Here is a 12,947-nt window from a genome sequence, read left to right on the forward strand (position 1 = left end):
TTCCGGAGCCAGGCATGGCAGGGCTCCTTTACAATTGCGATCAATCAAGACCGCGCGCGCCTTCAAAAGCCAGTATGCAAAACGCCTTCTTCGATGACTCGCTGGATAAAGACGCGATCAAGCGCAGAATCCAGGCCATTGATGCAGGCAAGGTCGGTCTCTACAGCATCGGTCTTTATCCAGGTTCGATCGCCTACAACTGCGCCATGCATACCGATGGCAGCAGCCTGATGCTGGCCCCCAGGCCGGGCCGCGATCTGATGGGTGCCTTCTCGGACGATGCCATTGCCGGCATGGATCCGGAGCATCTCGAAACCGTGAAGCGCATGGCGCACCATCCGCAGCAGGGAGCTGCGGCCACCAACGGCCTGGCTGATCTGATCCAGCACTGCGATCTGGTGGTGCTGAGCGCCAACAGCAATCACATCGACCAGGACCTTCAGGATGCCTGTGCCCTGCGAACCGAGCTGAAACGTGAACAGGTGGTGCTGGCCTGTCTGGCCGGCTCTTTCAGCCACGATCACATTCGCAACGAATCCTATGTGTTATGCGAGAGATATCCGAATCTGGCCTTCTTTTCCGGCTTTCATCGCCACGGTGCTCTCCGCAATCCGGTCGACAGCTTCACCGCCAATTTCTGCCACCCCAATGCACTGACGGCCCTGCTGGGGGCACGGATGTTGGACAAGATCTCGCCTAATATTCAAGTATCTCCTGGGATTCACAATATTGAAGCGCAATATATCAAGGCGGCCAAGAATATCTCCTCCATCTTTGCCGGCTTCGGACACGCCTATCACCGTGAAAATACTGGCATTCTCCCAACCCTGCTTACCCTGCTGCTCGATCAGTGCATCGATCAGGCTGCCACGGTATCCATGGCGCGCCGGGATCGTCAGCGGCTCTATGGCCGCCAGCCGATCGCCCTCACCGAACTGGGCTATGGCGTGCAGCGCATCGAGGCGGCCCTCAACCGCGGTGGTGACATGGAAAAAGTGCGGGATCACACCTTCGCCCAGCTCACCGCCATGGTGGCCGACGTGCGCGGCAGCATGATGCAGCCGGTCTCGGGCAGTCCGACCCGGAACTTCCAGGTGGGCCAGATCCTGGCGGAGCGCATGCGGGCGCATCAGCGCTGTCCGCACACGATGGAGGAACTGCAGGATTGGTGTGAAGCGGCTGGCTTGCCCCGTGGCGGCCTGGAAGGGCTCAAGGCCCTGAGCTGCTGGCCACAGATCGTGCGCAACTACGGCATCCTGGTGCACGATGCCTCGATGGTGAATCTGCTCTACATGGCGGTCTACGGCAAGCCGAGCACCAAGGACATCGCCTTTTCGGTGATGACCGAAAGTCGGGAGATGTCGAATTACTGCCAGGAATCAGTTCGGCCGACCCATAGCCGCAAGTACGCTGAGGCTTTGCAGAGTCTCGATAATCCCGAGGCACTGGATCTTCTCGCCACCGCCGTGATTGCGGATAATGCCCGTAAAGCTGCCCTCGATGACACCTTTTCGGACGACCAGCTGGGCCAGGATCACGTGCCCGCCTATCTGCAGGCAATGAACGTGATTGAGAATGTCTGGTGATGACTAAAGCCAGAGGATGTAAGCTCGTTGGTTGGGTCTAGTCTGTTGCGAGTCAGGCTTGTTTAGCTGGAGGCTGAGGTATAGAATCGCAGAGCATATTTCCAGAACCAACGGCTCGCCAGCAGGGACAGGATCGTGACCACTCCTGATGCCGTGAGCCAGCTGAGATTTGCACGACCCAGCAGGGCTTCGGCGGGCACCGTGGTAAGGAAAGCCACTGGTACAACTACGGTGAAGAACAGCCGCAGGCCGATCGGATAGGCGCTGATGGGATAACGGCCTGCGGCCAGAAAGCTGCGTAGCACCTCCGTGGCGTTCCACACCTTCACGAACCAGATGCTGGTGGCCGCCAGGATGAACCAGAGGCTGTACAGGATCAGGCTGCCGCAGATCAGCATCAGCCCCGTCAGCAGGAGATCCTGCAGGCTCGGCGTTGCTCCCGTACGGACGGCTCCCACAACCATGAGCACAACACCCAGCACGATCCCAGGGAGACCCCAGGGGGAAACCGTGCGCAACGACAGCCAGAACTGGCTGTCGATCGGCTTGAGCAACACATAATCCAGGCTGCCGTTCTGGACATGACCCACGATCGTGCTGAGGTTGGGTTGCAGCAGGGTGCTGGCGATGCCATCCAGCACGGTGTACATCCCCAGCACCACCAGCGCTGCCTCCCAGCTCCAGCCCCCCAGCCCATGGCCGGAGCGGAAGAACAGCGACAACACGAACAGGCTGCCAGCCAGATTGCCACCTGTGGCCAGCAGTTCAATCAGCAGGTTGATCTGGTATTCCAGCTCGGCCGCCAGGGCCGCTCCCCAGAAGCTGCGCAGGGTGCGCCAGTAGCGCCCCACGGTGCCGCCGTTCATCTTGCTGCCGAGCGTCATGCCCCCATCGCTCCGTACTGCCGCAATCCCCGTTTCCAGAGCACCCATGTGATTGGCAGCAGGATCGCGATCCAGAGGCTCACCACGGCAAAGCTGGCGACGACATCCACCTTCTCGCCGGCCAGCAGCTGGGCCGGTATCGCAATCATGTATGGAAACGGAGTCCACAGCGCCAGGCGGCGCACCGGTTCGGGATACACCTGCAACGGAGCGATCAGGCCTGAGAGATAGAGATAGGGAATGAACAGCAGCCGCTCCAGGGCGCTGGCCCGCTCGCTCCAGAAGCAGACCGTGGTGAGGGCGAACTGGATCAGGAAGCGCAGGGCGAAGGCGAGCTGCATGGCCATGACCGCCAGCAGAAGCGCCGCTGGAGACGGCAGCCAGAAGGCGGCGGGATAGAGCAGGAAGAACAGGGCTGCCAGGGCGATCACGAAGGGCAGACGTGTGGCCTGTTCGGCGATGTGGGCGCTCACATACCGCCAGACCGGCGCCAGTGGTTGCAGCAGATAGCCCGAAAGCCGGCCCTGGAGATGGTCTTCCTCAAAGGTGTAGATCACCCACACCAGCGTGAACTGGCGCACGATGAACACAGCCAGAAAATACCGCGCCAGGGCGATGGGATCCAATCCCAGCGATGGGAGTTCAGCGGTGGGGGCGTTGCCGTTGTTGCCGCTGGCCCCACTCCAGAGGCCGAGCATGATGAAAGGCAGCACGCCCGAGAGCGCCCATAGCGCAATCTCGGCGCGGTACTCCAGCATGTACGCGTATTGGCTGCTCAGCAGCACTCGCACTAGGCGCAATCCCCGCTGCAGCTTCTTGCTCATCGGTCGTCCCTCTGGCGGAACAGTTGGCCGATGATCTCCTCCACCGGTGGATCGTTCACTTCCAGGTCACAGACATCGAAATCGGCCAGAAGACGACCCACCTGCTGCGTCAGTCGATCCCCTTCGATCAGCAGCCGCACCTCGTTGCCGTTCTGGCTTTCCAGGGTTCCGTAGCTCTCGAACATGCGGGCCGGCAAGACATGGCGCAACTCCAGCCGCACCTGGCGGCAGGGCGCCAACTGGTCGGTGAGCCCTTCAAGGCTGCCGTCGTAAAAGAGTCGCCCCTGGTGAATCAGCAGCACCCGCTCACACAGGGCCGTGATATCGCCCATGTAGTGGCTGGTGAGCAGCACCGTGGCACCGGTGCGGCGGTTGTAGTCGGCCAGAAAGGAACGCACCCGCACCTGGGCGTTCACGTCCAGTCCCAGGGTGGGTTCATCGAGAAACAGCACCGCTGGCTGATGCAGCAACGCCGCCATCAGTTCGGCCTTCATGCGCTGCCCCAGGGAGAGTTTGCGAACCGGACGGGTCAGTTCCTCATCCAGTTCCAGCATGTCGGCCAGCTCGGCGATCCGGCGCTTGCTCTCGGCCGCGCCGATGCCGTAGACGGCGGCATGGACCCGCAACGAATCGAGTGGCGGCAGATCCCAGATCAGCTGCTGCTTCTGACCCATCACCAGCGTGATCTGACGCAGGAAGTCCGCCTGCCTACGGAAGGGTTCATGGCCGGCCACCCGCACCGTGCCGGCGCTGGGGTGAATCAGGCCCGTCAGCATCTTCAAGGTGGTGGTCTTGCCGGCACCATTCGGCCCGAGGAACCCCACCATTTCACCGGGTTCGATCGCGATGTTGATGTCCTGCACAGCCGTCACGAGGCGATGGCGTCGCTGGAGGAAGTGGCGCAGGGTGCCGCCAAGACCGGGCTGCTTGTCGGCCACCCGGAAGGTCTTGCTGAGCCCGCTGACGTTGACGATGGCCATCGAGGGAGTCTGGACGGCTTCCGATCGTGCAGATCTTGTCAGTTAGAAACTTGTCCAGCACAGATTTACCCATCACCGCTTCGCCAGATCTACCCTGGGTCGCACCCACCAGCCCCTGCAATGCACTTCTGGGCGCCTGAGATCGATCCAGCCCACCCGATGGACTGCACCCAGGCTGAGCACTACGTGATCAAGCACCTCGGCCGCGGCATGTTCCTGGCGGTGCAGGGAGAGGATCAACACCTCAGCGATGTCGCCACGGCCGGCGAAGCCCACCGCTTCCATACCCATGAGGCGGCGATCCGTGCCGCAGAGGAACTCAACCGCCTCGGTGCAGGGCCGGTCGATGTGGTGAAGGTGGAGTGAGGCCGGGCAGGCGGCGACCGGCCTGGCCATGCTGCGGTGACTGCGCAGCCCCCACCGATGAGCGCCCTATCCCCGGAGCAGGCCCTGGTGCTCACCGCGATCGATCGCTTTCTGGCCGATCCCGAGCTCGCCTTTGGCGGCGTCGACATTGACGACGACTCAGAAGGCGATGGCACCGACGATCCCGATTCAGCCGTCGGCATCGAGGCGGTCGACGTGCTCGAAGCGATCAGCAAGGCCCTGCTGATGGTGTTGCCGGCCGAGGAGATCGAGCAGGCGATCACCAATCTGCTCGCCTGCCATGGCGATCAGATCGATGACTCCACCCAGGTGGTGCTGGAAGCTCTGCTCCAGACGATTGAACGGGATGACACCGAGGTGTCGCTCGAAGCCCTGCTGACGGCCGAATCTGACCTGTTGCAGACCAATGCCCTCGATAGCGCGGCCCTGCTGGTCTGGGACGAGCAGACCACGCCGATGCTGGAGGAACTGGAGATTCTTGATCTGCTGGAGGCCTATCCCTGCCGCGGCCCCGGCGCTCGCTGGACCCCTGACATTTTCGTGCAGTTGCTGGAGGCGAAGGGCCGCCTGTTTCGCCAGACCCTGCTGGCGGTGGAGATCCTGGAAGAACAGCCGGACACCCGCCCCAATGCCCACACCATGCTGGTGATGGTGCCGCCCGATCCGAAGGCTCCCCTGGAACTGATGGAGCTGGTGGTGCCCCTCACCGTGCTGTCGTCACCCGATGCGCCGGGACAAGCAGGCTGAACTCAGGCAGGCTGAACCCTGGCTGATTGAACACATCTGGTCCTGTGCTCTGTGTATCCGTGAGCTCACTCCCTGTGATCCGTATCCGCTTCTCTTCGGCTCCCGGGACCGATCAATCGGGGCGCCGTCGATCCTGGGCTTCCGGTCTGCCGATTCTGCTGGGTGTGGTGGCCTCCAGTCTGATGCTGCAACCCCTCGCGGCAACAGCGGCGGAAGGCATGGGCGCCGCGTCTGGCGATGCACCTCGGGCAAGGACTCCCGCCGAGCCCCAGGTGCTGCGCGCCGTACCTCCCCTGGCCACGCCGGATGCGGCGGTGGAGAAGGCCCTGCTGCATGCCCTGTTTCCCGCCTCGGCGGTGGATGCCGATGGCCATGGTCCCGATCACGGCACCCAGGAGTGGAAGCAGGCGCGCCGCCACATCCGCCAGCAGGCCTGTCTCAACGCCGGCAACCTGCGCTACGCCTACAACCGGGTCGACCTCAACGGCGACGGCAGCGAGGAGGTGGTGGCCACGGTGATCGGCCCGACGGTCTGCGGCACCGGTGGTTGCTCCCTGCTGATCTTCCAGAACCAGCACGGCACACTGGAGCCGATCAGCCGCATGTCTCTGTTCAAGGACCCCCTGATCGTGACCAGTCGGCTCCGGGGCGGCTGGAAGGAGTTGATCAGCCGGGTGCGGATCGATGCCGGCCATGGCTTTTACGCCCTGCTCATCCACGACGGCAGCGCGTATGCCCGCAATCCGAGCACGCCTCCGGCGGAACCGCTGCAGGAGGCCCTGCCGGGCACGGCCTATCTGGGCTGGCAGGAGAACGGCAACGGCTATCACCCGCTTCCCTGCGCCGAGAAGCGCCCATAACTCTTCATACCCTGTTACAGTGGTGGCAACACATCGTTACAACCCGATGACCACCTCTGATTCCCGCTTCGGTTTCGTTGCCTTCGCTGAGACCTGGAACGGTCGCCTGGCCATGCTGGGCTTCGTGATCGGCCTTGCCACCGAGCTGCTCACCGGCCAGGGCATCCTGAGCCAGATCGGCCTCGGCTGAGTTCTGGATCAGCGGTCTTCACGGCCGTGATCTCCAGCCCGGTTGGCAGGCGCCAGCCGGGCTTTGCTATCTCCGGAGTTTCTGTCGCCTCGGCGAGGGCCATGGCTCATCTGCTCGTCTTTGTTGTGGCCCCCGAGGCTCTGCTGCCCGGTGATGGCGCTGACTGGCCCTCTCTGGTGGAGGCCCAGCGCCGCGGTGTAGGCAGTGGCGTGGCCCTGCGTCTCTTCCGCCTGCCGGATGACTGGCCCGGGTCCCTGCAGGCTCTGATTGACTCCGGCAAGGCCGATGCGACTGGTTCCGATCCGATCGAGCCGGTCGACGGCCGCCGCTCCAGGCTCTGCGATGCCGTGGTGCCCCATTTCGACCCCCGCAGCCTCTGGATCGGCGTCTATGCGATCAGCGGCAGCGCATTCAGCGACAACGAAGTCAGCGACAACGAAGTCAGCGATCGCCAAGTCAGCACCAGCGTGCCAGTGCCTGGCGATGGCCATCCCGCCAGCCGCATGTCGATCAGCGGCGTCGAGCGTCTCGATGCTTTCCCGTTGCGCGATGCCGAAAACGAAACCTGCTGGTTTTATCCCACCGAAGATGGCGCTTACCTCAGCTGGGAGAACCAGCGCCGGCTCGAGCTCCTGCCGGGTGTGATGGCCGAGCAGCCTTTGCAGACCCAGCCGATCCCCTACCAACGCCCCGACCTGCACGTGCTCTGGTCGTTGATGGCGGACGACCGCTCCCTCACCTGCGTGGGCCTCACCTACGGCCGTCGCCGGATTGATTGGCCCGTGGTGGCGGCGGTTCCAGAAGCCTGCGCCACCTGGACCAGTTTTTCTCTGGATTCGATGGCCGAGGCGCAGTACTGCGAGCTGGCCAGCTGCACCGTCTTCGCGCAGGACGGTCCGGGGGCTGTCCCTGGTGCTGTAAGGTAAAAGCCGATCTCAAGATTTCTCTTAAGCGAGCTCATAACTTTCTTGGGGGCTGTTTTCGGATCGGTTCATAGTTCAACGAGTTCATGTCTATTTACGTCGGGAATCTTTCCTTCGATGCCGAAGTGGAAGATCTCCAGCAGCTGTTCGCCGAATACGGACAGGTGCGCAAGTGCAGCGTTCCTCTCGATCGTGAAACCGGCCGCAAGCGCGGTTTCGCCTTCGTCGAGATGGCCAACGAGGCTGATGAAGCCAAGGCCATCGATGATCTCCAGAACGTGGAGTGGATGGGTCGTGCCATCCGTGTCAACAAGGCCGAGCCCCGTCCCAGCGGCGGTGGTGGTGGCTACGGCGGTGGTGGTGGCGGCGGCAACCGCTGGTGATCACAGCCGAGCCGATCATCTCTGACCGGCCTGATTGCTGATTGATCTGTTGCTGACCTGCTTGCCCGATCTCCGGGCCTGCAGAACGGCAATACCTGCTTCCAATCACAGCTGACCGCCCTGGTAACGGGGCGGTTTTTTCATGGGCGTTTCCTTGCCTCAGCCGAGGGCTTTCCGGGTCTCGGCGGCGCGCAGGTCGACCCGATACTCCATCGTGGAGGTCACGCCGGTGCCCCGGTAGGTGCCGGACACCGCCGCCGCCAGCTCCGGATCCGCGGCGGCGGCCAGCACCACGTGGCCATCGGCCACGGCCAGCCCGAGGCTGGGGTCGTAGGCGCGCCAGCCACCGCCGGGCACATACACCTCCGCCCAGGCGTGCAGCTCGTGCTCGCTCACCTCGGGTGGATGGTGCATCGAGTAGCCGCTCACGAAGCGGGCCGCCAGGCCGAGGCTGCGGCAGGCGGCCACGTAGAGCACCGCCGTGTCGCGGCAGGCCCCGGTGCGCTCCTGCAGGGTCTGCTCCGGTTGCAGCGCTGCCCCATCGGGCCGGCCCACATGGTGGAAGCCGTGGTGAATCTGATCGGCCAGGGCCATCAGAAAGTCGGTGGTGGATCCCTGCACGGATTCGGCCAGCTCGGCAGCCCAGGCGCTGACCTGCGGATGCTGCGGCCCACCCAGGCAGGGCGCCAGGGCTGCGCGCAGAGCCGGTGTGTAGGTGAGCGGCAGATGCCGGGCTGCCGGCTCGGTCACGATCCAGTCGAACGGATTGTCGCGGTGGGTTTCCACCTGCATCTCCACCTGGAGATGCAGGGTCTGGCGTTCCTTGTGGAACCAGAGCACCAGCCCGTCGCCGCCGCCGGGTTCGAGCACCGCCGCTGCGCCGTCGGCTGGATCACGCACCTGCAGGCGGTGGCTGAGCACGGTCTGGGTGCAGTCCTGGCGCGGGGTGAGCCGCAGGGTCATCGGTTCCAGGAACACGGGCCTGGCATAGGCGTAGTGGAGTTCGTGGCGGATCTGGAAGAACACGGAGCCACTGGGGCACAATCGCTGCCCAGCCTGGACGAAAGCCGGTGCGAATCGCGCTCCACAATGGGCTTTCCAGCCAATCAGGCCGTCCGTGAGCCAGCCGCATCGACCGGCGCGTCCCCAGCACCTTCCTCGCCCACCGGCCCGACCCGGCAGCCCGGGCCTCCCTGACGACGACGATCTGCCGCCCTCGCCAGGCATGCCGCTGGGTCTGCGGATCCTGGCGGGGGTAGGAGCGCTCTCGTTTCTGATGATCGGTCTGAGTGTGATCTGGATGGGGATCGAGAGCCTGCGCAAGCCCGCCGCCCCTGTCGTGGGGCCCAACACGGCGAGAGGATCAGGGAGCCAGGCGTTCGATCGCCCAGCCGCCCTCTGGCCGGAGCCTGTAGCGGAAGCGATCGTGTAGACGGTTCTGGCGACCCTGCCAGAACTCGAACTCGTTCGGCACCACCCGAATGCCGCCCCAGGCGGAGGGCAGGGGCACCTCTCCATCGGCGAAGCGCCGCTTCATCTCCTCCCAGGTCATCTCCAGGATCTGGCGGGAGCTGATCACCGTGCTCTGCTGCGACACCCAGGCCCCGAGGCGGCTGCCGAAGGGCCTGGAGGTGAAGTAAGCCAGGGATTCCGCCGCCGAAATCCGCTCCGCCTGCCCCAGGATCGCCACCTGACGCACCAGCCCGTACCAGGGGAACAGCAGGCTCACCTGGGGATCGCTGGCGATCTCGCTGGCCTTGCGGCTCTGGTAGTTGGTGAAGAACACGAAGCCGCGATCATCGAACGCCTTGAGCAGCACGGTGCGTGAGCTGGGGCGGTGGCCATCGGTGGTGGAGAGCACCATGGCGTTGGGCTCCAGCAGTTCCGCCGCAGTGGCCTGCTGGAACCACAGCCGGAACTGGGCAACGGGATCGGCATCGAGATCAGCGCGGCGCAGACCCTCGCGGCGGTAGTCGCGGCGTAGTTGGGCCACATCGACGCTGCTTGCTGCGGCTTTGCCGCTGGGGGTGTCGGGCGGCTCCACGGGCTCTCAGGTGCTGGATCAATCGTCCCGAGTTCAGCTCAGGGCGGTGAGGTCGATGCGCTTGCGCACACTCTCCGGCAGGTTGCGGGAGATCGGGCAGAGCTTCATGCGCTCCTGCATGTAGGCGATCGCGTCGGCATCGGCGAGATTGCGCTCCTGCGCGCTGGCGTTGGCATCGAGCCGGATGCGGAAGTCACCGTCGACGCTGTCGATGATCCAGTCGCTGCTGGTGGTCACAACGAAATCGGCCTCCACCTGTTGCAACGGGATCGCCTTTTCCCGGGCGTTGGCCACCAGATAGACGTGCTGACAGAGCAGCAGTGCGATCAGATAGATCCGGAAGCCCGGCATCGTCAGGCTGAGCTGCTGCGGTTCCCATTGGCCGGAGTCGGTGAGGAACTCCACCACCAGCCCCTCGGTGGCGCGATCGGGGGCGGCATGGCTGCTGCGCAGCCGGAACTGGAAGGTGCGTTGTGGGCTCATCGCTGGGCAGGCAGGGCAGGCGTGGGTGGATCTGGGATGGTCGGGGTGGCCTGCGGCTGGCGGCGCCAGGCCTCGAAACCGGTGAGCAGGGCCGAGCCGATCAGCAGGGCGGAAAAGCCCTGGCGCAGGATCCGGTCCGGCAGGTGGGGGGCGAGGCGTTGCCCAGCCACGGCACCGATGGCGCCACCGCCGAGCAGGGGCAGCATCAAGGGCAGCTCGGGGCCTGGCCAGTGACCCAGGGCCGCCAGGGCGACCAGTGAGTTGGTGGCGATCAGGAGCAGGCTGGTGCCGCTGGCCAGCGCCATCGGCAGTCCAGCCAGCAGCACCAGGGCGGGAACGATGGCGAAGCCGCCGCCCACGCCGGCGATGCCGGTGAGCAGGCCCACCAGCACTCCCTGCGCCGCCAGGGCCAGCGGAAAACCGGTTGTGTTGCCGCCGTTGGCCGCTTCCTGGAGGGCACTGCGGCGGGTGAGCAGCCAGGAGGCCACCAGAGCCGCTGCCGCGAAGATCCCCAGCTGCACCATCTCGGCGATCCAGCCGGCCTTGACCATGGAGCCGCCGATCCAGCTGCCGGCCAGGGCCGGAACCCCCAGCACCAGGCCGGGCCTGATCGCCACCTGACCGCGGCGGATGTAGGGCCCCACATTGCCGAGGGCCAGCAGGGTGACCACCAGCAGGGAGAGCGGCACGGCAGCCTTGGTAGGCAGCGCCGCACCACTCACCAGCAGGGGCAGCAGCAGGATCGAGCCGCCGGCCCCGAGCACCGCCAGCAGGAAGCCGATCAGGGCCCCGCCTGCCAGCAGCATCAGCACCATGGTGAAAGAGAGCTCGGTTGCCGCATGGATCGTGGCGGCCATCACATCGAGACCCGGTTCCAGGGCATCACCGCCAGCAGGCGGGCCATGCCGCAGAAGCCGCTGATGCCCGCGAAGGTGAGGCCGGCACCCACGAAGCCACTCAGCCAGATCCAGCCCGGCGCCACCGCCTGGCTCAGAATCACCCCCAGCAGCACCAGCGTGCCTGCGGCGATCTGCACCTGGCGCATCAGGGGCAGGGGCGCTCCCTTGAGCTTGCGCACCGGGAAGCCGGCTTGCTGCCAGGCGGGCACACCGCCAGGCAGATCGGTGAGGGGGTGCTGCCGGCCCAGCTGCTGCAGCAGGGCCAGAGCCTTGGCACTGCGGTTTCCGCTCTGACAGACCAGCACGAGCGGCCCCTGGGGCAGGTCGGCCTCCGTGATGCGCGACAGGGGAATGTTGAGGCTGCCGGCGATATGGCCGCCGACGTATTCCATCGGTTCACGCACGTCGATCACCGTGACATCCCGGGCGGCCAGTTGGTCGGCCAGCTCATGGGCTGTGATCGGGCTGTGGCTGGACATGGCCTTGGTGGTGGTCATCGTGGTGGTGGCTTTGCGGGTACTAGGTGTCTTGGGAGTCGTGATGGTCTTGGTCGACGCCATGCTTCTGGGAGAGGACAGGCGTGTTGAGCGGATGACCGTTGCCGCTGGATCCGTCTTCAGGCTTTGACGCCTTCCAGGGGGTAGCCCTCAGCCGCCCAGCGACTGAGGCCGCCGCGCAGGTTGGCCACCTGCCAGCGGCCGGCCTTGAGCAGTTGCTGGGTGGCCAGGGCGGAGCGGCTGCCCGAATGGCAGACCACCACCACGGGGCGATCGGTGGGGATGCTGGAGGCCTGGGCTTCGAGATCCGGCAGGGGGATCAGCAGGCTGCCGGCCACCCGACCATCGGGGCCGTTGAATTCCTCGGCGGAGCGCACGTCGAGCAGGGTGAGATCGCTCTGGTGGGCGACCACCCAGGTGGGGGTGAGTTCGGGCAGCCCGGCATAGCTGCGGGCCAGGGGCGCCCAGGTGGCCTTGGGGCTGGTCTCGCGGGGTTTGCCGGAGCGCATGTTGCCCGGCAGTGCCTCGGCGATCTTGTGGGGATGGGGGAGTTTCATGTTCTCCATGTGGCCCACGAAATCCCGCTCGGTGGCGTCGCCACCCAGCCGTGCGTTGAAGGCCTTCTCCTCCACGACCGAGCTGACGCTGCGGCCGTTGTAATCGTGGCCGGGATAGAGCAGGCAGCTCTCCGGCAGAGTGAAAATCTGCTCTTTGATCGAGTTCCAGAGGGTATGGGCGTTGCCCTGCTGGAAATCGCATCGGCCGCAGCCGCGCACCAACAGCGCATCGCCGGTGAACGCCATGGAGTGGTCGTCGAGCACCACGGTGATGCAGCCATTGGTATGGCCGGGGGTGCTGCGGATCTCGACGGAACGCCCCCCGAAGGTCACACGGTCGCCATGGTTGAGCGGCAGGGTGACGTTGTCGGCACGGGCCGCGGCGGACAGGGCGATGGCGCAGCCGGTGGCGTCATGCATCAGCCAGCTGCCGGTGACGTGGTCGGCGTGGGCGTGGGTATCGATCGAGGCGACGAGTTCGATGCCCAGTTCGCGGATCAAGGAGAGATCACGGGCGTGCTGCTCGTAGACCGAATCGATCAGAACCCCCTGGCGGCTGGGGACATCCGCCAGCAGATAGGTGAAGGTGCCGGTGTCGGCATCGAACAGCTGGCGGAACAGCAGGGATCCACCTCCGGCCGCGGCGACCAGGGAGATGGAGGGGGCAGTGGCGACGGCCATGGCGGTGTGGTGCTCACTTCTA

The 12,947-nt window shown here is 65.0% G+C and carries 16 protein-coding genes; 7 read left to right on the forward strand and 9 right to left on the reverse strand.

The window, feature by feature from the left end; all coding sequences use genetic code 11:
- Nucleotides 1–74 precede the first annotated feature (74 nt).
- Nucleotides 75–1,586 carry a hypothetical protein gene (locus tag H8F24_RS12855; RefSeq protein WP_197154339.1) on the forward strand — a complete coding sequence of 504 codons (1,512 nt, stop codon included), beginning with the start codon at nt 75–77 and terminating at the stop codon, nt 1,584–1,586.
- A gap of 62 nt (nt 1,587–1,648) precedes the next feature.
- Here the strand turns inward: H8F24_RS12855 and H8F24_RS12860 are convergent, their stop codons facing one another.
- The 3 genes from H8F24_RS12860 to H8F24_RS12870 are packed head-to-tail and all read right to left on the reverse strand — an operon-like array spanning nt 1,649 to nt 4,274.
- Entirely contained in the window at nt 1,649–2,437 is a 789-nt protein-coding gene (locus H8F24_RS12860) for an ABC transporter permease (protein ID WP_197172314.1), read from the reverse strand.
- A 29-nt stretch (nt 2,438–2,466) separates the two neighbouring features.
- Complete coding sequence (locus H8F24_RS12865; RefSeq protein WP_197154347.1) at nt 2,467–3,294, reverse strand: ABC-2 family transporter protein; 828 nt, start codon at nt 3,292–3,294, stop codon at nt 2,467–2,469.
- Nucleotides 3,291–4,274, reverse strand: coding sequence for an ATP-binding cassette domain-containing protein (locus H8F24_RS12870; RefSeq protein WP_197169881.1), 984 nt, complete (start codon nt 4,272–4,274; stop codon nt 3,291–3,293). Before H8F24_RS12870 ends, H8F24_RS12865 begins: the two co-directional genes overlap by 4 nt.
- A 159-nt stretch (nt 4,275–4,433) precedes the next feature.
- On the opposite strand from H8F24_RS12870, the gene H8F24_RS12875 reads away from it, so the two are divergent.
- From H8F24_RS12875 to H8F24_RS12900, 6 genes are all read left to right on the forward strand, one after another.
- Nucleotides 4,434–4,640 carry a hypothetical protein gene (locus tag H8F24_RS12875; RefSeq protein WP_197169882.1) on the forward strand — a complete coding sequence of 69 codons (207 nt, stop codon included), beginning with the start codon at nt 4,434–4,436 and terminating at the stop codon, nt 4,638–4,640.
- Nucleotides 4,641–4,697: 57 nt separating this feature from the next.
- Nucleotides 4,698–5,408 carry a hypothetical protein gene (locus H8F24_RS12880; protein ID WP_197169883.1) on the forward strand — a complete coding sequence of 237 codons (711 nt, stop codon included), beginning with the start codon at nt 4,698–4,700 and terminating at the stop codon, nt 5,406–5,408.
- Between the two features lie 59 nt (nt 5,409–5,467).
- Complete coding sequence (locus H8F24_RS12885; RefSeq protein ID WP_197169884.1) at nt 5,468–6,268, forward strand: hypothetical protein; 801 nt, start codon at nt 5,468–5,470, stop codon at nt 6,266–6,268.
- 46 nt (nt 6,269–6,314) lie between these two features.
- Nucleotides 6,315–6,458, forward strand: a complete 144-nt coding sequence (locus H8F24_RS12890; RefSeq protein ID WP_197154363.1) for a chlorophyll a/b-binding protein — start codon at nt 6,315–6,317, stop codon at nt 6,456–6,458.
- Nucleotides 6,459–6,559: 101 nt separating this feature from the next.
- Complete coding sequence (locus H8F24_RS12895; protein ID WP_197169885.1) at nt 6,560–7,384, forward strand: hypothetical protein; 825 nt, start codon at nt 6,560–6,562, stop codon at nt 7,382–7,384.
- A gap of 83 nt (nt 7,385–7,467) precedes the next feature.
- Entirely contained in the window at nt 7,468–7,764 is a 297-nt protein-coding gene (locus H8F24_RS12900) for an RNA-binding protein (protein ID WP_197154367.1), read from the forward strand.
- Nucleotides 7,765–7,923: 159 nt separating this feature from the next.
- On the opposite strand, the gene H8F24_RS12905 is transcribed toward H8F24_RS12900, so the two are convergent.
- From H8F24_RS12905 to H8F24_RS12930, 6 genes are all read right to left on the reverse strand, one after another.
- A complete protein-coding gene (locus H8F24_RS12905; RefSeq protein ID WP_231597816.1) occupies nt 7,924–8,808 on the reverse strand; it encodes a transglutaminase family protein in 885 nt (294 codons plus the stop codon).
- 319 nt (nt 8,809–9,127) lie between these two features.
- Nucleotides 9,128–9,757, reverse strand: a complete 630-nt coding sequence (gene pdxH, locus H8F24_RS12910) for a pyridoxamine 5'-phosphate oxidase (protein ID WP_370594829.1) — start codon at nt 9,755–9,757, stop codon at nt 9,128–9,130.
- Nucleotides 9,758–9,841: 84 nt separating this feature from the next.
- Nucleotides 9,842–10,291, reverse strand: a complete 450-nt coding sequence (locus H8F24_RS12915; protein WP_197154372.1) for a hypothetical protein — start codon at nt 10,289–10,291, stop codon at nt 9,842–9,844.
- Entirely contained in the window at nt 10,288–11,148 is an 861-nt protein-coding gene (locus tag H8F24_RS12920; protein ID WP_231597817.1) for a sulfite exporter TauE/SafE family protein, read from the reverse strand. The genes H8F24_RS12915 and H8F24_RS12920 overlap by 4 nt, the downstream gene beginning before the upstream one ends.
- The gene (locus H8F24_RS12925; RefSeq protein WP_197172322.1) at nt 11,148–11,669 is read right to left on the reverse strand and encodes a rhodanese-like domain-containing protein; all 522 of its coding nucleotides are present in this window, start codon (nt 11,667–11,669) and stop codon (nt 11,148–11,150) included. The genes H8F24_RS12920 and H8F24_RS12925 overlap by 1 nt, the downstream gene beginning before the upstream one ends.
- A gap of 137 nt (nt 11,670–11,806) precedes the next feature.
- Nucleotides 11,807–12,925, reverse strand: coding sequence for a rhodanese-like domain-containing protein (locus tag H8F24_RS12930; RefSeq protein WP_197169887.1), 1,119 nt, complete (start codon nt 12,923–12,925; stop codon nt 11,807–11,809).
- Nucleotides 12,926–12,947 lie beyond the last annotated feature (22 nt).

The sequence above is a fragment of the Synechococcus sp. CBW1002 genome, from assembly GCF_015840915.1.
Taxonomy (GTDB): domain Bacteria; phylum Cyanobacteriota; class Cyanobacteriia; order PCC-6307; family Cyanobiaceae; genus CBW1002.

Bases quoted from the DNA above. Each gene is read 5' to 3' on its own strand.
- H8F24_RS12855 (WP_197154339.1), top strand. From the start codon at position 75: ATGCAAAACGCCTTCTTCGATGACTCGCTGGATAAAGACGCGATCAAG.
- H8F24_RS12865 (WP_197154347.1), bottom strand. From the start codon at position 3,294: ATGAGCAAGAAGCTGCAGCGGGGATTGCGCCTAGTGCGAGTGCTGCTG.
- H8F24_RS12870 (WP_197169881.1), bottom strand. From the start codon at position 4,274: ATGGCCATCGTCAACGTCAGCGGGCTCAGCAAGACCTTCCGGGTGGCC.
- H8F24_RS12875 (WP_197169882.1), top strand. From the start codon at position 4,434: ATGGACTGCACCCAGGCTGAGCACTACGTGATCAAGCACCTCGGCCGC.
- H8F24_RS12880 (WP_197169883.1), top strand. From the start codon at position 4,698: ATGAGCGCCCTATCCCCGGAGCAGGCCCTGGTGCTCACCGCGATCGAT.
- H8F24_RS12890 (WP_197154363.1), top strand. From the start codon at position 6,315: ATGACCACCTCTGATTCCCGCTTCGGTTTCGTTGCCTTCGCTGAGACC.
- H8F24_RS12895 (WP_197169885.1), top strand. From the start codon at position 6,560: ATGGCTCATCTGCTCGTCTTTGTTGTGGCCCCCGAGGCTCTGCTGCCC.
- H8F24_RS12900 (WP_197154367.1), top strand. From the start codon at position 7,468: ATGTCTATTTACGTCGGGAATCTTTCCTTCGATGCCGAAGTGGAAGAT.
- H8F24_RS12915 (WP_197154372.1), bottom strand. From the start codon at position 10,291: ATGAGCCCACAACGCACCTTCCAGTTCCGGCTGCGCAGCAGCCATGCC.
- H8F24_RS12920 (WP_231597817.1), bottom strand. From the start codon at position 11,148: ATGGCCGCCACGATCCATGCGGCAACCGAGCTCTCTTTCACCATGGTG.
- H8F24_RS12925 (WP_197172322.1), bottom strand. From the start codon at position 11,669: ATGTCCAGCCACAGCCCGATCACAGCCCATGAGCTGGCCGACCAACTG.
- H8F24_RS12930 (WP_197169887.1), bottom strand. From the start codon at position 12,925: ATGGCCGTCGCCACTGCCCCCTCCATCTCCCTGGTCGCCGCGGCCGGA.